Source organism: Arthrobacter sp. 9MFCol3.1, from assembly GCF_000620385.1.
Taxonomy (GTDB): Bacteria; Actinomycetota; Actinomycetes; order Actinomycetales; family Micrococcaceae; genus Arthrobacter.
In genome coordinates, this window is the sequence record NZ_KK211131.1 from 243,395 (window position 1) to 259,456 (window position 16,062).

A 16,062-nucleotide genomic window follows, 5' to 3' on the forward strand; every position below is an offset into this window, starting at 1 on the left:
CTCCAGCCCGCCAAGAATGAGCATGCCCCAAGGCACCCGTGCACATGTCCACCCCTTGCCCGCACTCCCCCACCCGGCCCGGCGGACATGTCCAGCGCCCGCACCCAGGAATGGACACAATGCCCTCATGTCCACTCCAGGCCGCCAAGAATGAGCATGCCCCACGGAACCGGTGAACATGCCCACCCCTTGCCCGCAGCACTGGGCATGTCCCGTGGAGACAGACCGGGAGTGTCTGCCATTCGGTCACAATTCAACGGCGCGGGCAGCACGGCGATAAACTGGGGTGAGAAGTTACGCCGTCGCGCCGTTTGGTTGCCTGGCCCAGAACCCCGATGATCCAGTGAGGGTGCGCGAATGAGTTTGCCCACTACCGAAGTCCAGCCCGGATCGCAGACGCTGCCCGTCTCGGCCGCCGCCACCAAGCACCTTGTCGTGAAGAAATTTGGCGGGTCCTCGGTGGCGGACGCAGAAGGCATCAAGCGCGTCGCCCGGAGGGTGGTGGACGCCCAAAACGCCGGCGACGAGGTGGTGGTGGTGGTTTCCGCCATGGGCGACACCACCGATGAGCTCCTTGACCTCGCCGGCCAGGTCACCGATTCCGCGCCCGCCCGCGAGATGGACATGCTCCTCTCCGCCGGCGAACGAATCTCCATGGCGCTGCTGGCCATGGCCATCAACAAGTTCGGCGCCTCGGCCCAGTCTTTCACCGGGTCCCAGGCCGGCATGATCACCGACGGCATCCACGGCAAGGCCCGAATCATCGACGTCGACCCGCACCGCATCCGCACCGCCCTGGACAAGGGGCATATCGCGATTGTGGCCGGGTTCCAGGGCATGAGCCACACGACGAACGAGATCACGACGCTCGGGCGCGGCGGTTCGGACACGACGGCGGTGGCCCTCGCCGCGGCGCTTGACGCCGACGTGTGCGAGATCTTCACCGACGTCGATGGCGTCTACACGGCCGATCCGCGCGTGGTCGCGTCGGCCCGGAAAATCGACCGCATCTCCAGCGAGGAAATGCTGGAACTGGCCGCGTCCGGCGCTAAGATTCTGCACCTGCGCTGTGTCGAATATGCCCGCCGCTTTGGGGTGCCCCTGCACGTCCGTTCCTCATTCAGCCAGAACGAAGGCACCTGGGTCCTGCCCGGCGCCGACGACAAGATCACGACTCAAGAGGGAGTTGCCTTGGAGCAGCCAATCATCTCCGGTGTTGCACACGATCGGTCCGAAGCCAAGGTCACGGTTGTCGGCGTACCTGACATCCCCGGCAAAGCAGCGGCGATCTTCCAGGTCATCGCGGACGCGCACTCGAACATCGACATGATCGTCCAGAACGTCTCCACCCACGGCACGGGCCGGACCGATATCTCCTTCACCCTCCCGATCGTCGAGGGCGCCGAGGCACTGGCCGCGCTGCACGCCGCCCAGGACCGGATCGGCTTTGAGAGCATCGAATACAACGAGAAGATCGGCAAGCTTTCGCTGATCGGCGCCGGCATGCGCTCGCACCCGGGCGTGTCCGCCCGCTTCTTCGCGGCCCTCTCCGAGGCCGGCATCAACATCAACATGATCTCCACCTCGGAGATCCGCATCTCCGTGGTCACCCACGCGGATCTGCTCGACGACGCCGTCCGCGCCATCCACAGGGCGTTTGACCTCGACAGCGAGGACGAGGCCACGGTCTACGGCGGCACGGGCCGCTAAGCCGCGCCGCAACCTGGGCGGAATCCCGGACCGCATAGGCAGCACACAGGCAACAAAAAGGAATGGGGAAGGGAGCGGCGCCTGCCGCTCCCTTCCCCATCTCCGCCCGTCGTCGGCCGCGTCCCCACATCTCCGGCCGAATTCCCGCGTTTCCGGCCGCGTACTGCGCGGCCGCCCCGGATGCCCCCGGCACCAGGGTCCCCCGGAACCGTCGGAATCGGCGAAGCGGGCCTCGTCAGACCTCTTCTTTCCCGAGATCCGTCTTACGGACAGCGTAGTGGTGTCCCTGATCATCCGTCTCGACCTCGAAGCCGGCCAGGTCGTCTTCCGAGGCGTGCTCGAAGTCGTCGTGCTTGTGAACTACGGGCGCCGCCGTATCGCCCCGATTTGCGGGCCCGAACAGTAGCCTCAGCTTGTCTGTCTTTTCCATAAAAGCTCTGACAGCACGTGTCACTAGTCCCACCCCCTTTCCTCGTCCCGGGTCGTTCAGGATCCTGCACTGCGGTGTGTCAGTGCCCTCATTTTACGCCCGACGGCGGGAAATGGCCCGGGTGGGGTGCCGCCAAATGGGGCCTAGCGCAGGGATTTGTCGTCAGGGTTCCGGGGCACCACATAGGTGCTGCCATCGGGCCGGTGCAGCGTCTCCCACTGTTCCGTCTCGGCCTGCCGCATCGCCAGCAGCCGCTGGTTCTGGTCGGTCATCTCGTGGCCGAGTGAACTGCGGTTGGCCGGCCCGAACACCGCCCGTAGCTTACCGGTTGCCCGCATGAACCTCTCGGCGGCATTCTCCTTGGCCATGGCTATCCTTTCCTGGGAACAAGACAATGCTCCCAGTGTACGCTAATCATTAGTGCACTAATCATTCGAAGGAGTCGGTGTGACCGAAGGAACCCCAGCAATCCAGGACAAGCGAGTCACGCCGGGAGCACCGGACTCCCCGGCCGCACAGGAATCACAGGAATCACAGGAAGCACAGGCTGCACTGGACGACCTCCTGCTGGAACAACAGCTTTGCTTCGCCCTGACGGTTGCCTCCCGAAGCGTCGTGGGCGCATACAAACCCGTCCTGGACAGGCTCGGCCTGACCCACCCGCAGTACCTCGTCATGTTGTGCCTGTGGGAAGCGAGCCCGCGGTCGGTTCGGGACATCAGCGAGGCCCTGGCCCAGGAGCCGGCAACCATCTCGCCTCTGCTGCGCCGGCTCGAGGCTGCCGGTTTCATCACCCGCCAGCGGATGGAAGGCAACGAGCGCACCCTGGACGTCCGGCTGACGCCGCGCGGAGCCGCCCTTCGGGAGCAGGCCACCGAAGTCCCTGGCATCATGATGGCCCGGCTCGGCCTGACACGCGAACAGGTCGGGCAGCTGCATGCGTCCATGATGGACCTCATCGCTGCCACGCGGCCAGGCCCGGACGACGCGCCCCGGCGGTAGACTGGGCAAAACAGAGGAGGACTGCTGATGCGCACGCAATCGGGCCGCCCGGCACTTGTTCTGGCGACCGTCCTGATGGCCGTGGCCGGATTGACCGCCTGCACGCCGAACGGCGGACCCACCCCTTCTCCCTCCTCCGGCACCACGACGGGCACCCCCTCCAGCCCGTCACCCACAGCACCGTCCGGTTCCCCGTCCCCGGAGACGGAGACGACCTCGCCGGCCCCGTCCCCGTCCGCGGTCCCGCTGCCGTCCGGCCCGGGCCAGGGCAACGCCGAGCTCGCCATCATGGTCAAGCCGTCCGAAACCGGCACCGCGGCCAACCTCACGCTGGTCTGCCAGAACGGGGTTCCGGCGGCCGAAAGCCAGCACCCCAACGCCGCCGCCGCGTGCATCGCCATCAAGAACAACCCGGCCATCCTCAGCCCCGCCCCGCCCGCCAAGAACCAGACCTGCACCCAGCAGTACGGCGGCCCGCAGGTGGCCACCGTCACCGGCGTCGTGGATGGCAGGGCGGTTCAGGCGAGCTTCAGCCTGACAAACGGCTGTGAAATCGCCGCCTGGAACGCCGCCAAAGATGTTCTGGGCTCATCCGGCGGGGCGAGCTAAGCCCTTGCACCTCCAGCAGGAAGAGTGGCTGCCGCGCCAGGCCGCCCACGTCCAACGTGTCCGCCGCTACGCGGACCCCTACCTCGAGCGGCGCTCCGCCGGCCGGAAGCACCCGGTGGAGGATTTCCTCTTCACCTACTACACCCAGAAGCCCGGACAGCTGCTGCGCTGGCACCCGGGCGCCGGCGTCGTGCTCTCCGGCCCCGAGGCTGTGGCGCGGACCGGGTGGAAGTATTACCGCGCGGCCGATGCCGCGGAACTCGCAGCCGCCGGACTGCCGGCGGAGTCGCCGGCCGTGACGGTCGACGTCGACGCCTTCCTGAGGGAGCGCCGGGAGGCACTGCAGTTCGCAGGGATTATCCTGGCCGGGACCGCCGCGCGGCCGGCCCAGTTCGGCTGCTTCGGGCTGCACGAGTGGGCCATGGTCTACCGGCAGGACAAGTTCGATCTCCGGCACGAGTACCTGCAGCTGCGGCTGGGGTCCGGGCGCACCGACGAGGTGGTGGAGGAGAACCGGATCCGGTGCTCGCACTTCGACGCCTTCCGCTTCTACACCCCGGACGCCGTTCCGTTGAACAGCATGGTCCCCAGCCGGGAGAACCAGCGCGCCATGGAGCAACCGGGCTGCCTGCACGCCAACATGGACCTTTACAAGTGGGCCTACAAGCTGTCCCCGCTGCTGCCCAGCGAGCTCGTCATGGACTGTTTCGAACTGTCGTGGCGGATCCGGGCCATGGACATGCAGGCCTCGCCCTACGACCTCGCCGACTGGGGGTATCCGGCGATCCGGATCGAGACACCGGAGGGCAAAGCCGAGTACGTTGAGCACCAGCGGGGGTTTTCCGCCGAATCACAAGAACTGCGGCAGCGGCTGTTGCAGGAGCTTTCTCCCCTGCTCCAGTCGATGGGTTCCGGCCCTGCCCCCGAACGCACGGAAGGACAGCAATGAACGCTACGCACGAGCGTCACAGCCGCCACGACATCGATCTCACCGTCCTGCTGAGGGAGGCCCCGGAAGCGCCGGAGTACACCTTCCGCCTGGCGGCCGACGGCGGCAGCGTCGCCCCGGCGTCCACGCTGCCGGATTCGGCGGCCGCCCTCGCGGCGGTCACGCAGCACGGCGAGGCCATCTTCTTTCCCAAGCCGGGACCGCCGAAGATGTGCACGCAGCAGTACGGCGGTCCGCAGGTCGCCGTGGTGACCGGCTGGTTCCTGGGCCGGGAAGTCCACAGCACGTTTAGCCGCACCGATGGCTGCGAGATCGCCCGCTGGCGGGCGATGGCGCCGCTGCTGGGCGGGGTTGCAGGTTCCACCGGGGCAATCTGAACCACACGTAACCTCACAGGCGTCACGAAACAGCAATGGCCGGCGGTGCGAACCGCCGGCCATTGCCTTTGTTGTCAGGTTGAGCTGCGCCTAGATGGCGTTGTTGGGACGCTCAAGCTCCTGGTTCTGGAACTTGGACTGCGGGGCCGCGCCTTCCGAGGTCGGCGCCACCGAGGCAACCCCTGCAGCGTTCACGACGACGCTGACGAACGTCGGCTCGCTCGCACCGGCAAAGGTGATCCGGCCAATGTAGGAGCCAGGCTTAAGGCCGGTCCAGTTCAGCGTGATCTTGCCCGTCTCACCGTTCGGCAGCACCAGGGGGTTCGGCGAGATGGTCGCGTTGTTCTCGTTGGCACCGAGAATCGCGGCATCAACGCTTGCCTTCGTGGCCTTGCCGCCCGGGCTGGAGTACAGGTTCGCGTAGATCGTGTACGTGCCGGCAGCGGGATCCGCAATCGAGAGCGTCTCGCTGGACGACGACGTCGCCACCTGCTCGACGCCCTGTGGCGTGACAACCCACATGTCGAAGTCCGAGTTCGGGTCAGAGGAGATGACCGAGAACTTGGCCAGCGGAGCACCCGCCGGGACCTTCACGGTCTTGACGAACGTCGAGGCATCGGCGCGGCCCGCGAAGGGACCGGGAACCAGCTCCACGGCAGAAGAATCCGCCTTGGACAGGCCGTCCAGCGTCATGTTTACGGGCAAGTTGGTGCCGGACACAACGCTGATGTCGCCCGAACCGGTGCCGGATTCGGTGCTCAGGAAGACATCCTTCGCGGCGACGACAGACTGAGGCCGGACTGCGATCGGCGAGGTGACGGTCTTGCCTGCACCCTCCCAGCTCAGTGAACCCATGGCGAACTTGCCCAGGGCAGCGCTCTTGTTCTCAAAGCTGACCTTGAAGGTCTTCTTCTCGCCAGCGGCCTTGAAGTTCAGGGCCGCCGGAGCCACGTTGACCTGAATTCCGGGTACATCGGCTTTGACCTTGTAGACGCCCGGAGTCAGGGCGGTCAGGGTCCGGGTCACGGTGATCTTGCCGGTGAGGTTGCCGAGCGAGAAGGACGGGACGTTCATGTCCCGCGGCAGGGTGCTGGACGCCAGGCCGAGGTTGATCCCCGTGCCCTGAATGAACTTCCAGTAGTCCTCTTCGTTAGCGTCGTAGACAAGACCCGGGTCGACCATGCGTGCCGGATCCACCTGGCCGGCGCCGGTGGCGTGGACGTCGGTGTTCTTGGAGCCGTCGGCGTTCACCACGTTGCCTGCCGTGGTCATCATGGCGGACTTGACCGCAGCCGGGGACCAGTTCGGGTTCTTGCCCAGGAGCAACGCGCCGAAACCGGCAACGTGCGGTGCCGCCATGGAGGTGCCGGACAAGAATCCGAACTTTGCACCACCAGCGCCAATCGGCGACACACCGGCCAGGACTGCAACGCCCGGCGCGGTAACGTCCGGCTTCAGCAGGTCCGAATCGGTGGCCAGCAGCGGGCCCCGGGAGGAGAACCCGGCAATCTGCGGCTGCGCCTCCAGCGGCAGTCCGGTCGTGTCCTTGTTGACAAGGGACACCTTGATATCCGGGGCGGCGGTTACCTTGGCCTTGATGGCCTCGGTGGCCGGCGGGTTCACGTGCACGGTCGGGACTGCGTGCTGATCGGTGTCCAGCGAGGAATTGCTCAGGTTCACCAGGATCATGCCGACGCCGCCGCCGCGGGCAACCTCGGCGCTCTTGGCGACGCGGTCGACAACGCCGCGGTCGCAAACGACGACCTTGCCGGCGACCTTCGCCGGGTCCAGGGTGCCGGGCCCGCACAGTGCAGGGCTCGACGGCGGGGTCGCCACGGCAGCGTTGGCGGCAAGCACCACGCCGGCGTCCTTGACTTCCTTGTTCATGATGCTGGCGCCGCGGAACTTGGTGCCGTCTGCGAATTCAACAGTGCCCTGAAGCTCCTGGGAGAAGCTGCTGGCCGCAACCGTGGTGACCCAGGGGCCCCCGTGGTTGACGGTGCTCGCCGTCGGACCGGAGTTTCCGGCCGATGCTGCGACGAAGATGCCTGCGGAGGCAGCGTTCAGGAAGGCAATCGAGACCGGGTCGATAACTGACGTCGCAGAACCGGAGATCGAGTAGTTCAGCACGTCGACGCCGTCCTTGACGGCCTGGTCGACGGCGGCAACGGACGAGGAGCTATAGCAGCCACCCGTGTCGGGGTCGGTGTCTTCCCAGCAGACCTTGTACACGGAGAGCTTGGCGGCCGGCGCGATGCCGCTGGTCAGGCCGAAGCTGCGCCCGTCGACGAAGGTCTCGACGTTGGCGTTGCCCGCCGAGGTGCTGGCCGTGTGGGTGCCGTGGCTGGCGACATCGACCGGGGACAGCAGTTCTTCCGGAGCACGGTCGCCCGGGGGTACGTACTTCAGGAAGTCCTCGGCGAAGTAGTGCGCGCTCAGGACCTTGGAGTTGCAGGCAGATCCGTCGAAGTCCTGGCCCTTCTGGCACTCACCGATAAAAGTGTCGCCGTCGGACTTGAGCATTGCGATCTTGCCGTCCGCCATCCTGTACGGCACACCGACGACGGGCTTCCCGACGAGGGGCTTGACCTCTTCCCCGGCGAAAAACGCACTGGACGGGGTGTAGCCGGTGTCGATGACGCCGACGACGACGCCCTTGCCGGCGCCGTCCTGGCCGCCGAACTTCGTGTTCCAGGTTCCGTTGGGCCCGCTGAGCTTCAGGAAATCGGTGCTGGAGTAGTCCGGAGCGTTTTCCGTGTCAGGGGCAACCGTCAGCACGCTGGGGTCCTTGGCCAGTTTGATGGCCTGATCCGCGGTGAGGTTTGCGCTGAATCCGTTGAGGGCAGCGGTGAACTGCCGATTGATCTTGACGTTCTGCTTGCCTGCTACGTCGGCCTGCTTCTTTTCGAGGTGAGCCTCGTACTTCTTTACCTCGGCCCGGTTGGCATCCAGTTTCTTGCCGGGCGCGGGCTTGGTGGCCGGCATGCCGGCCGTCCCGCCGGCATACGTGGCAGCCGGTTTTTCGGTCAGGACAACGATGTAGCGGCCGTCCTTGTAGTTGTTGGGATCAACATTCTTCTGTGCGACGCCGGCCACGGTCTGGCCTTGCGCCGGGGCAGCGTTGGCCGGGGCGATCGCGATGCTGGACAGAAGAACCGGCAAGCCCAGGGTCAGTGCCGCGGCCCTCCGGAGTCCCCCGCTTCGAAGGAAGCTCTTTCCTGGTGATGTCACGAGTGTTTGAACCTTTCGTAAAGGAACGGCCCGGCTGCAACACCGGGCCCAACGGACTGGCGGGAACTCACCGGGCGGTCGCCCGGCCCGCCCCCACGGATACCAGCCGATTCATACAGTACAGACTGAGAGCGAGATATGACATAGACCACAAGGGGGTATTTAAAATTTGTCACGCAATGCGACACGACGCGACGGCGACGTCGCTGAACTGCGTCAATTGGAAGGTCCGGCCGGGTGCGGCCGCACCCCGCGGTACCCGGCGCGCAGGGAACCGGCCCGTCATGGCCCAGGGCCTGCCGCCGGCCCGCTCGTGACCCGCTCGTGACCCGCTCGTGACCCGCTGGCCTATTTTCGGGGAGTCCGGACCACGTCGCTGATCCATGCGCGGGTCTTCTCATCCAGGGGCCCGGCCACCTTGGTCGCCTTCGCCGCACGGTCGGCCTTGATCTTCTGCAGGACCATCCGGCCCAGCCCGGCGAACACTGCGACGGCCACAACAGACAACACCACGGATTTCGGATTCTCAGCCATGCGCACATCCTACTGACCCGCGGCAGCCCCGACCATAGGGCGCAGCCGGCCCCCGCGACGCCGTTTCTCCAGCTCAAGACCCTGCCACGGAGGCTGCGTTCACACTCCCAGCCCGAATACGGCCGGACGCTCCGTGGCCGGTAGAATGGGCATGCAAGCTCGCGGAGCGCCCTTTCACGCTGTATTCACCAGGCAGTCCTCAACACACAGCGGATCGGCGTGAGACGGCACCACTCCGCTGCGCCCTTACCCAACGCTCACGCACAGGAGTTGCCGGATGCCCCGGATCGTTGTCGACGTCATGCCCAAGCCCGAGATTCTGGACCCGCAGGGGAAGGCCATCGTCGGTGCTCTGCCCCGGCTGGGCTTCACCGCATTCAGCTCTGTCCGCCAGGGCAAGCGCTTTGAACTCACGGTCGACGGCGAGGTGACCGAGGAGATCCTGGCCCAGGCCCGCGACGCCGCGGAGACCCTGCTGTCCAACCCGGTCATCGAGGACGTCGTCAACGTCGAGGTCGTTGAGGCCTGAAATGACTGAACTCCCCCTGATCGGCGAGGCCGTCGCCGTCGCCGCCAACCCCCGGCTGGCCGGTGCGAAGATCGGCGTCGTCACCTTCCCCGGCACCCTCGACGACCGCGACGCCGCCCGTGCGGTCCGTCTGGCCGGCGCCACCCCGGTGGAGCTCTGGCACGCCGGCACCACCCTGGGTGACGTTGACGCCGTCGTGATTCCCGGCGGGTTCTCGTACGGCGACTACCTCCGCGCCGGCGCGATCGCCCGCTTCGCGCCGCTGATGTCCAAGATCATCGACGCCGCTAATTCCGAGGCCAAGCTGCCCGTTTTGGGCATCTGCAACGGCTTCCAGATCCTGACCGAGTCGCACCTGCTGCCCGGTTCCATGATCAAGAACGACCACCTGAAGTTCATGTGCCGCGACCAGGTGCTGCGCGTGGAGAACAACACGACGGCCTGGACCGGGGACTATGCCGCCGGCCAGGAAATCACCGTGCCGCTGAAGAACCAGGACGGCCAGTACATCGCCGACGAGAAGACCCTGGATGCGCTTGAGGCCGAAGGCCGCGTGGTGTTCCGTTACGTCGGTTTCAACCCGAACGGCTCCCGCCGCGACATCGCCGGCATTTCCAACGCCGCCGGCAACGTGGTGGGCCTCATGCCGCACCCCGAGCACGCCGTGGAGGCCGGCTTCGGCCCCGAGCTCGGTTCCGGCACCGAGGGCCTCGGGTTCTTCACCTCTGTCCTGAACAAGATCGTGGGAGACAACAAATGACGGAGACACCCGCAGTGGCGGCGCCCGCGGAGACCGCCCGGAAGTTCAACATCGACACCGTCGAGAACGCGGCCAAAACCCCGGACACCGAACTCCCCTGGGCCGAACTGGGCCTGAAGCAGAACGAGTTCGACGAGGTCGTCAAGGTCCTGGGCCGCCGCCCCACCGGCGCGGAACTCGCCATGTACTCGGTGATGTGGAGCGAACACTGCTCCTACAAGTCCTCGAAGAACCACCTGCGCCAGTTCGGCGACAAGGTGACCGAGGAAATGAAGAAGGACATGCTCGTGGGTATCGGCGAAAACGCCGGTGTCACCAACCTGGGCGACGGCTGGGCCGTGACGTTCAAGATCGAGTCCCACAACTCGCCGTCGTTCGTGGAGCCCTACCAGGGCGCCGCAACCGGCATCGGCGGCATTGTCCGCGACATCATCTCCATGGGCGCCCGCCCGGTCGCGGTGATGGATCCGCTGCGCTTCGGCGCCATTGACCACCCGGACACCGCCCGCGTCATGCACGGCGCCGTGGCAGGGATCGGCGGCTACGGCAACTCGCTGGGCCTGCCCAACATCGGCGGCGAGATGGTCTTCGACTCCGTCTACCAGGGCAACCCGCTGGTGAACGCGCTGGCCGTCGGCGTGATGCGACACGAGGACATCCGCCTCGCCAACGCCTCCGGCAAGGGCAACAAGGTGGTGCTGTTCGGTGCCCGCACCGGCGGCGACGGCATCGGCGGCGCCTCCGTGCTGGCCTCGGAGTCCTTCGATGACACCAAGCCGTCCAAGCGCCCCGCGGTCCAGGTGGGCGACCCGTTCGCCGAGAAGGTCCTGATCGAGTGCTGCCTGGAGCTGTTCAAGGGATCCCTGGTCGAAGGCATCCAGGACCTCGGCGCCGCAGGCATCTCCTGCGCCACGTCCGAGCTCGCCTCCAACGGCGACGGCGGCATGGAAGTCGAGCTGACCTCCGTGCTGCTCCGCGACCCCACCCTGACCCCGGGCGAGATCCTGATGTCCGAGTCGCAGGAACGCATGATGGCCGTGGTCACCCCGGAGAACATCGCCGCGTTCGAAGCGGTCATGGACAAGTGGGCGGTGGAGTACTCCTGGCTGGGCGAGGTGACCGATACCGGCCGCCTCATCATCACGTGGGAAGGCGAAGTCATTGTCGACGTCGACCCGCGCACCGTGGCCCACGACGGTCCGGTCTACGACCGCCCGTACGCCCGCCCCGAATGGCAGGACGCCGTCCAGGCCGACTCCTTCACCGGGTCCGTGCAGGACGCCGGACGCCCCTCCGCCCCCGCGGAGCTGGCCGCCGCCATCACCGAACTCGTCGCCTCGCCGAACATGTGCGACAAGTCCTGGATCACCAAGCAGTACGACCGCTACGTCGGCGGCAACACCGCCATGGCGTTCCCGGACGACGCCGGCGTGGTCCGGGTGGACGAGGAAACCGGCCTGGGCGTGGCCCTGGCCACCGACGCCAACGGCCGCTACACCTACCTGGACCCGTACCACGGCGCGCAGCTGGCCCTGGCCGAGGCCTACCGCAACGTCGCCACCTCCGGCGCCGTGCCGATGGCCGTCAGCGACTGCCTGAACTTCGGCTCCCCGGAGGACCCCGACGTCATGTGGCAGCTGGCCGAAGCCATCCGCGGCCTGTCCGACGCCTGCATGGTCCTCGGCATCCCGGTCACCGGCGGCAACGTCTCGCTGTACAACCAGACCGGGACCACCCCCATCCACCCCTCCCCCGTGGTGGCTGTGCTGGGCAAGTTCGACGACGTCGCCCGCCGCACCCCGTCGGGCTGGAAGGAAGACGGCCAGGCCATCTACCTGCTGGGCACGACGGCGGCTGAACTGGACGGCTCGGAATGGTCCAACATGCGCGGACACCTGGGCGGCCTGCCGCCGAAGGTTGACCTCGACGCCGAGCGTGAACTCGGTCAGATCCTGATCAACGCCTCCCGCGACGGCATGGTGGATTCAGCCCACGACCTCTCCGAAGGTGGCCTTGCCGCGGCCCTCGTGGAGTCGTCCCTGCGCTACGGCGTGGGCGCCCGGATCGCCCTGCAGGACGTCCTGGACCGCGACGGCGTGGACCTGTTCACGGCGTTGTTCTCCGAAACCCAGGGCCGCGCCGTCGTCGCTGTGCCCCGCTCTGAGGAGATCCGCTTCACGGACATGTGCACTGCCCGCGGCTTCGCGCATGTCCGGATCGGTGTGGTGGACGCCGAAGGCGGCACGCTGGAGATCAACGGCGTCGAGACCATGAACCTCGACGCGCTCCGCGAAGCCCACGAGGCGACCCTGCCGAAGTACTTCGGCTAACAAGTTCCATCGATTGCTCCGCAGCTGCCCTTTTGATCCCTCAAAACGGCAGTTGCGGAGCAATCGTTCGTTAACGGCCGGGCCGCCAGCCCGCCTGCAGGAGCGCGGCACGGACCTTGGCCACCGCGGCCTTGGCATCATCGTGCATGTGCCGCTTGGAGATCCGGACTTCGGTCCAACCGAGGGCCGTGTACTTCTCCGAACGGGCGATGTCCCGGACGATCTGGCCCTCCTCACCGTGGAGTTCGCCCTCGTACTCGATGCCGATTCTGTATTTCCGGTAGGACAGGTCGGGTTCGTGGTGCCGGGTTCCTGCATCGTCGATGATCGGCACGTTCAGCTCTGGTTCGGGAAGACCGGCGCGGACTATGGCCAGCCTCAGCAAGGACTCCTGCGGCGAATCCGAGCCCACCCGGATGAGGGCGATGGCTTCCTTCGCCTTGCGGAGCCCGCGTTTTCCCTTGTGCCGGTCGATCATCCGCTGCAGATCCTGCAGGCTGCACAGCGGCGCATCCCTGCCGTCGAGCTCAGGCCGGGGCATCCGGACGCAGCTGTCGCCGGCCACGACGAGTTGGTCTACGGTCAGCATTTCGGCCAGATCCAGCCAGGTCCGCTCCGGGGTGGTGACGGGAATCCCGTCCAGCAGCGTGACCTCGTCGTCGTAGAGCTTCATGCGGTGGACGATTACGTGTGGCCGGTTGAGATGGGCCGCGCCCTCGGGCCTGATCACGTGGTACATCGGTGGTGCCTCCTTCTGCTGCCGCACGGGAAGCGAACCAAGCTCCGCCGCGGTGAGGTGCGACGCGGCGCATCGCTCATTGACCTCAATGAATGGCCGCACTCGCACGCACAGGGGAAGCCCCGGCGTCGGGCTTTGCACCCGGATTCCCCGGCCCAGCGCGGCCAGGGACCGGTGGCGGAGCCTTTTCGGGGACACACCGGCCGCAGCGGCTTCGACGACGGTAAAGGGGCGTCGCCGGAAATCGTCCGGCAGCGGGCGCGCGGTCTTCATGGCTTCATCAGACCAGTTCGGCGCGTACGCCGCAGGAGTTATCCACAACGCCCATCGACTGCTCCATAAGTGCCGTTATGAGGCCTCAAAAGGGCGACTACGGAGCAATCGACGGGGGTGGCGGAGCAATCCGCGGGGATCAGTCGTCGCTGCGGAGCTCCCGTTGCCGTGTGCTGAGGAGTTCGAGTTCGGGCCGGGCTGCCACGAAGCGTTCGACGGCGGTCAGCACCTCCACGACGTGTGCCCGGTCTGCTGCCACCAGGCCGGCGCCCAACTGCGTGCGCCGGTGCTGCTCATGGTCCCCGACCTCGGCCACGGAGACATCAAAGCGGCGCTTCAGCTCGGCCAGGAGCGGCCGCACCGCGGAGCGCTTCTCCTTCAGGCTGTGAACGTCGCCCAGAAGGATGTCGAATTCAATCCAGCCGATCCACATGCCTGAATTTTCCCATCGATTGCTCCCCACCGGCCCAACGCCGTTTTCAGGCCTCAAAAGGGCGGTTACGGAGCAATCGACGGGGTGAGGCGGGCGAGATGGGTGAGTTGGGGTCAGATGGTGAGCTCGCCCATCCGGTCCCAGCCGTCGCCGTCGATCTGCCGGCTGATGATCCGGGGCGTCTCGGCCAGCGCCTGCGGCATGTCCGCCATTGCCTGCTGAAAGTGGGCGCTGTTCACGTGGTCCCCGGCGGCGTCGTCCTTGAAGGCTTCTACGAGGACGAATTCATTCGGGTCCTCCACACTGCGGGACCAGTCGAACCACAGGTTGCCGGGCTCCTGGCGGGTGGCCTGGGTGAAACCGTCCACAAGTCCCAGCCAGCGCTCCGACCAGTCCGGCTTGACCTTGAATTTGACGACGATGAAGATCATTGGCTGAAGCCTTTCGGTGCGGCGGGACGGTCTTCCATTCTTGCAACAACCCAACGCGGGGTCACTTCCGGCCCATTCCGGGGGCATCTATGGGCCGTAAGTGACCCCGCGTTGCAGTTGAAGGGCGGAATCAGCAGGCCTTGATCGCTTCGCGGGCCAGTTCCTGCTGCCGCGGGGTGCCGATCCTGTCGGCCCACTGTTCGGCGAGCTGGAACTCCACCATGGCCTCGGTGCAGCGGCCGGCGTCGTGCAGCGTCCAGCCGAGGTTGTTGTGCAGCGAGACCACCCACCGTTTGGTCCGCTCGTCGTGGACCGTGGAGGCATACTCCAGGGCGCTCCGGGTCCAGGTCTCGGCGTGGGCGGAGTCGGCGATGGCGAGCATGTGCAGCGCGTCCACGGCCAGGAATTCCTCGCCCAGGTGGTCTGCCAGTTCGGCCGCCTGTTCAAAGAGCGGCACGGCCATCTCCGGGTGGCCGCTGGAGTTGAGCACCCGGCCCCGTTCCAGCAGCACCCGCACGGCCACGGTAGGCTCGTCGGCGTCGACCGAATCCAGCAGGGCGTCGGCTTCCTCGAAGCGGCCCTGCAGCCCGATGGCCCGCCCCAGCTGGGTGGTGAGTTCGGCGCGTTCGTCGGCGTCGTAGCTGTCATCCGCCGCGGCCGCCCGGAACCGGGCTTCGGACCCGGCGGGGTCCTCGAAGTTCCACATTTGGTCAAGGGTTTTCTGTTCCAGCATCCATCTGCTCCTGATCAGCTTTCACCTGCGGCGAGTTGACGTGCCCCTTCAATGTATCGGGAAGTGATGTGCCGCTGCGCCGACCGGGCCAGGAGGCCGCCGGCTGCGTAGAACCAGTTGGAGTGCCGGCTGAAGGCGGTGATGGTCAGGAAAACAAGCCCCGCAGCGTCGATCTCCACTTCAAACGCCTCTTCGCCGCGCTCCGGATGACCCGGCAGTGTGCCGTACCCGAAGCCCGCGCTTTGCGGCCCGCCGCCGGGCACCGGCCGGCGCACCCACACCACTTCGCAGGGCGCGTTGATCCGGAAGGGCCCGACGCCGAATCCGCTCACCACCCGCGCTCCGGGCACCACGGCGTCGGAGGTGGTGCGGACGCGCAGCCCGGACCGCTTCTGAAGCTCCCAGGCAAGGATTCCCTGCGCCACCCTCCGATAGGTTTCCGGCCCGTCGCCGAGGTAGGTCCGGGACACTAGGGACGGGTATCCCGGAGGGGCCTGGCCGTGCTCGGTGGAGCCAATGCCCGGATAGTTCAGCGCGCCCCGCGCGATGCGGCCGGCGGGGTTGCCGCTCATGCGCCGTCGCCCCGGGCGAGGCCCGCCCAGCCCAGCTGCTCCCGCTGCTTTTGGCTGAGCGATGCCACCACCAGGTCGTAGGAGTCCTCCACCATGTCCCGGATCATGTCATCCGGCAGCGAGCCGTCCAGCCGGACCCCGTTCCAGTGCGTTTTGTTCATGTGCCAGGCGCCGGTGATTTCCGGGTGGAGGGCGCGCAGCTGTTCGGCCAGGGCCGGCTCGCATTTGAGGCTCACGGACCAGTCGGCCGGGTCCATGGCCGACGCCGCGAACATCTTGGCATCCTGCCGCGCGCCGCCTGCGACGGCAGCCCGCACTTTGAAGACGGATGTCTCCGGCCCGAAGGGAAAGTCCTCAAAGGCGCCGGGGAAGCTCAGGCAGATCTCACGGAGGGTGGCAACGTCCATGGCACGAGCCTAT

The 16,062-nt window shown here is 66.7% G+C and carries 19 protein-coding genes; 9 read left to right on the forward strand and 10 right to left on the reverse strand.

What is annotated here, in order from left to right; all coding sequences use genetic code 11:
* Nucleotides 1-357: 357 nt before the first annotated feature.
* Nucleotides 358-1,710: an aspartate kinase gene (locus C560_RS0118500; RefSeq protein ID WP_018774393.1), complete on the forward strand. Its 1,353-nt coding sequence runs from the start codon at nucleotides 358-360 to the stop codon at nucleotides 1,708-1,710.
* Nucleotides 1,711-1,945: 235 nt separating this feature from the next.
* On the opposite strand, the gene C560_RS0118505 is transcribed toward C560_RS0118500, so the two are convergent.
* Nucleotides 1,946-2,140, reverse strand: a complete 195-nt coding sequence (locus C560_RS0118505) for a hypothetical protein (protein ID WP_043423475.1) — start codon at nucleotides 2,138-2,140, stop codon at nucleotides 1,946-1,948.
* Nucleotides 2,141-2,283: 143 nt separating this feature from the next.
* Nucleotides 2,284-2,508, reverse strand: coding sequence for a hypothetical protein (locus C560_RS0118510; RefSeq protein ID WP_018774395.1), 225 nt, complete (start codon nucleotides 2,506-2,508; stop codon nucleotides 2,284-2,286).
* Nucleotides 2,509-2,692: 184 nt separating this feature from the next.
* On the opposite strand from C560_RS0118510, the gene C560_RS0118515 reads away from it, so the two are divergent.
* The 4 genes from C560_RS0118515 to C560_RS0118530 are packed head-to-tail and all read left to right on the forward strand — an operon-like array spanning nucleotide 2,693 to nucleotide 5,077.
* Nucleotides 2,693-3,142 (forward strand): MarR family winged helix-turn-helix transcriptional regulator, encoded by a 450-nt coding sequence (locus C560_RS0118515; RefSeq protein WP_026539318.1) that lies wholly within the window; start codon nucleotides 2,693-2,695, stop codon nucleotides 3,140-3,142.
* A 27-nt stretch (nucleotides 3,143-3,169) separates the two neighbouring features.
* Complete coding sequence (locus C560_RS0118520; RefSeq protein ID WP_018774397.1) at nucleotides 3,170-3,751, forward strand: SSI family serine proteinase inhibitor; 582 nt, start codon at nucleotides 3,170-3,172, stop codon at nucleotides 3,749-3,751.
* Complete coding sequence (locus tag C560_RS0118525) at nucleotides 3,720-4,700, forward strand: hypothetical protein (RefSeq protein WP_051533275.1); 981 nt, start codon at nucleotides 3,720-3,722, stop codon at nucleotides 4,698-4,700. Before C560_RS0118520 ends, C560_RS0118525 begins: the two co-directional genes overlap by 32 nt.
* Nucleotides 4,697-5,077, forward strand: coding sequence for a hypothetical protein (locus tag C560_RS0118530; protein ID WP_018774399.1), 381 nt, complete (start codon nucleotides 4,697-4,699; stop codon nucleotides 5,075-5,077). Before C560_RS0118525 ends, C560_RS0118530 begins: the two co-directional genes overlap by 4 nt.
* Before the next feature lie 90 nt (nucleotides 5,078-5,167).
* Here C560_RS0118530 and C560_RS0118535 read toward each other — a convergent pair whose 3' ends face one another.
* Nucleotides 5,168-8,308 carry a S8 family serine peptidase gene (locus tag C560_RS0118535; RefSeq protein ID WP_442853172.1) on the reverse strand — a complete coding sequence of 1,047 codons (3,141 nt, stop codon included), beginning with the start codon at nucleotides 8,306-8,308 and terminating at the stop codon, nucleotides 5,168-5,170.
* Nucleotides 8,309-8,487: 179 nt separating this feature from the next.
* Between C560_RS0118535 and C560_RS23490 the strand changes: the two genes are divergently transcribed.
* Nucleotides 8,488-8,625: a hypothetical protein gene (locus C560_RS23490; protein WP_155855830.1), complete on the forward strand. Its 138-nt coding sequence runs from the start codon at nucleotides 8,488-8,490 to the stop codon at nucleotides 8,623-8,625.
* Between the two features lie 31 nt (nucleotides 8,626-8,656).
* On the opposite strand, the gene C560_RS0118540 is transcribed toward C560_RS23490, so the two are convergent.
* Entirely contained in the window at nucleotides 8,657-8,842 is a 186-nt protein-coding gene (locus C560_RS0118540) for a hypothetical protein (protein ID WP_018776109.1), read from the reverse strand.
* Nucleotides 8,843-9,119: 277 nt separating this feature from the next.
* Between C560_RS0118540 and purS the strand changes: the two genes are divergently transcribed.
* The 3 genes from purS to purL are packed head-to-tail and all read left to right on the forward strand — an operon-like array spanning nucleotide 9,120 to nucleotide 12,461.
* Nucleotides 9,120-9,371 (forward strand): phosphoribosylformylglycinamidine synthase subunit PurS, encoded by a 252-nt coding sequence (gene purS / locus C560_RS0118545; protein WP_018776110.1) that lies wholly within the window; start codon nucleotides 9,120-9,122, stop codon nucleotides 9,369-9,371.
* Nucleotide 9,372: 1 nt separating this feature from the next.
* Nucleotides 9,373-10,131, forward strand: coding sequence for a phosphoribosylformylglycinamidine synthase subunit PurQ (purQ, locus tag C560_RS0118550; RefSeq protein ID WP_026539321.1), 759 nt, complete (start codon nucleotides 9,373-9,375; stop codon nucleotides 10,129-10,131).
* Entirely contained in the window at nucleotides 10,128-12,461 is a 2,334-nt protein-coding gene (gene purL, locus C560_RS0118555; RefSeq protein ID WP_043423412.1) for a phosphoribosylformylglycinamidine synthase subunit PurL, read from the forward strand. Before purQ ends, purL begins: the two co-directional genes overlap by 4 nt.
* A gap of 70 nt (nucleotides 12,462-12,531) precedes the next feature.
* On the opposite strand, the gene C560_RS0118560 is transcribed toward purL, so the two are convergent.
* The 6 genes from C560_RS0118560 to C560_RS0118585 form a co-directional block, all read right to left on the reverse strand.
* The gene (locus C560_RS0118560) at nucleotides 12,532-13,473 is read right to left on the reverse strand and encodes a hypothetical protein (protein ID WP_043423413.1); all 942 of its coding nucleotides are present in this window, start codon (nucleotides 13,471-13,473) and stop codon (nucleotides 12,532-12,534) included.
* Nucleotides 13,474-13,612: 139 nt separating this feature from the next.
* Nucleotides 13,613-13,906 (reverse strand): DUF503 domain-containing protein, encoded by a 294-nt coding sequence (locus C560_RS0118565; RefSeq protein ID WP_026539324.1) that lies wholly within the window; start codon nucleotides 13,904-13,906, stop codon nucleotides 13,613-13,615.
* A gap of 113 nt (nucleotides 13,907-14,019) precedes the next feature.
* The gene (locus C560_RS0118570; RefSeq protein ID WP_026539325.1) at nucleotides 14,020-14,337 is read right to left on the reverse strand and encodes a putative quinol monooxygenase; all 318 of its coding nucleotides are present in this window, start codon (nucleotides 14,335-14,337) and stop codon (nucleotides 14,020-14,022) included.
* 130 nt (nucleotides 14,338-14,467) lie between these two features.
* On the reverse strand, nucleotides 14,468-15,070 hold the full coding sequence (locus C560_RS0118575) for a hypothetical protein (RefSeq protein WP_026539326.1): 603 nt from the start codon (nucleotides 15,068-15,070) through the stop codon (nucleotides 14,468-14,470).
* Between the two features lie 14 nt (nucleotides 15,071-15,084).
* Nucleotides 15,085-15,642: a DUF1990 family protein gene (locus tag C560_RS0118580; RefSeq protein WP_026539327.1), complete on the reverse strand. Its 558-nt coding sequence runs from the start codon at nucleotides 15,640-15,642 to the stop codon at nucleotides 15,085-15,087.
* The gene (locus tag C560_RS0118585) at nucleotides 15,639-16,049 is read right to left on the reverse strand and encodes an MmcQ/YjbR family DNA-binding protein (protein ID WP_026539328.1); all 411 of its coding nucleotides are present in this window, start codon (nucleotides 16,047-16,049) and stop codon (nucleotides 15,639-15,641) included. Before C560_RS0118585 ends, C560_RS0118580 begins: the two co-directional genes overlap by 4 nt.
* Nucleotides 16,050-16,062: the final 13 nt, after the last annotated feature.

Coding starts and splice junctions, on each gene's coding strand:
- C560_RS0118500 (WP_018774393.1), top strand. CDS start 358: ATGAGTTTGCCCACTACCGAAGTCCAGCCCGGATCGCAGACGCTGCCC.
- C560_RS0118505 (WP_043423475.1), bottom strand. CDS start 2,140: ATGGAAAAGACAGACAAGCTGAGGCTACTGTTCGGGCCCGCAAATCGG.
- C560_RS0118510 (WP_018774395.1), bottom strand. CDS start 2,508: ATGGCCAAGGAGAATGCCGCCGAGAGGTTCATGCGGGCAACCGGTAAG.
- C560_RS0118520 (WP_018774397.1), top strand. CDS start 3,170: ATGCGCACGCAATCGGGCCGCCCGGCACTTGTTCTGGCGACCGTCCTG.
- C560_RS0118525 (WP_051533275.1), top strand. CDS start 3,720: ATGTTCTGGGCTCATCCGGCGGGGCGAGCTAAGCCCTTGCACCTCCAG.
- C560_RS0118530 (WP_018774399.1), top strand. CDS start 4,697: ATGAACGCTACGCACGAGCGTCACAGCCGCCACGACATCGATCTCACC.
- C560_RS23490 (WP_155855830.1), top strand. CDS start 8,488: ATGCGACACGACGCGACGGCGACGTCGCTGAACTGCGTCAATTGGAAG.
- C560_RS0118540 (WP_018776109.1), bottom strand. CDS start 8,842: ATGGCTGAGAATCCGAAATCCGTGGTGTTGTCTGTTGTGGCCGTCGCA.
- purS (WP_018776110.1), top strand. CDS start 9,120: ATGCCCCGGATCGTTGTCGACGTCATGCCCAAGCCCGAGATTCTGGAC.
- purQ (WP_026539321.1), top strand. CDS start 9,373: ATGACTGAACTCCCCCTGATCGGCGAGGCCGTCGCCGTCGCCGCCAAC.
- purL (WP_043423412.1), top strand. CDS start 10,128: ATGACGGAGACACCCGCAGTGGCGGCGCCCGCGGAGACCGCCCGGAAG.
- C560_RS0118560 (WP_043423413.1), bottom strand. CDS start 13,473: ATGAAGACCGCGCGCCCGCTGCCGGACGATTTCCGGCGACGCCCCTTT.
- C560_RS0118565 (WP_026539324.1), bottom strand. CDS start 13,906: ATGTGGATCGGCTGGATTGAATTCGACATCCTTCTGGGCGACGTTCAC.
- C560_RS0118570 (WP_026539325.1), bottom strand. CDS start 14,337: ATGATCTTCATCGTCGTCAAATTCAAGGTCAAGCCGGACTGGTCGGAG.
- C560_RS0118575 (WP_026539326.1), bottom strand. CDS start 15,070: ATGCTGGAACAGAAAACCCTTGACCAAATGTGGAACTTCGAGGACCCC.
- C560_RS0118580 (WP_026539327.1), bottom strand. CDS start 15,642: ATGAGCGGCAACCCCGCCGGCCGCATCGCGCGGGGCGCGCTGAACTAT.
- C560_RS0118585 (WP_026539328.1), bottom strand. CDS start 16,049: ATGGACGTTGCCACCCTCCGTGAGATCTGCCTGAGCTTCCCCGGCGCC.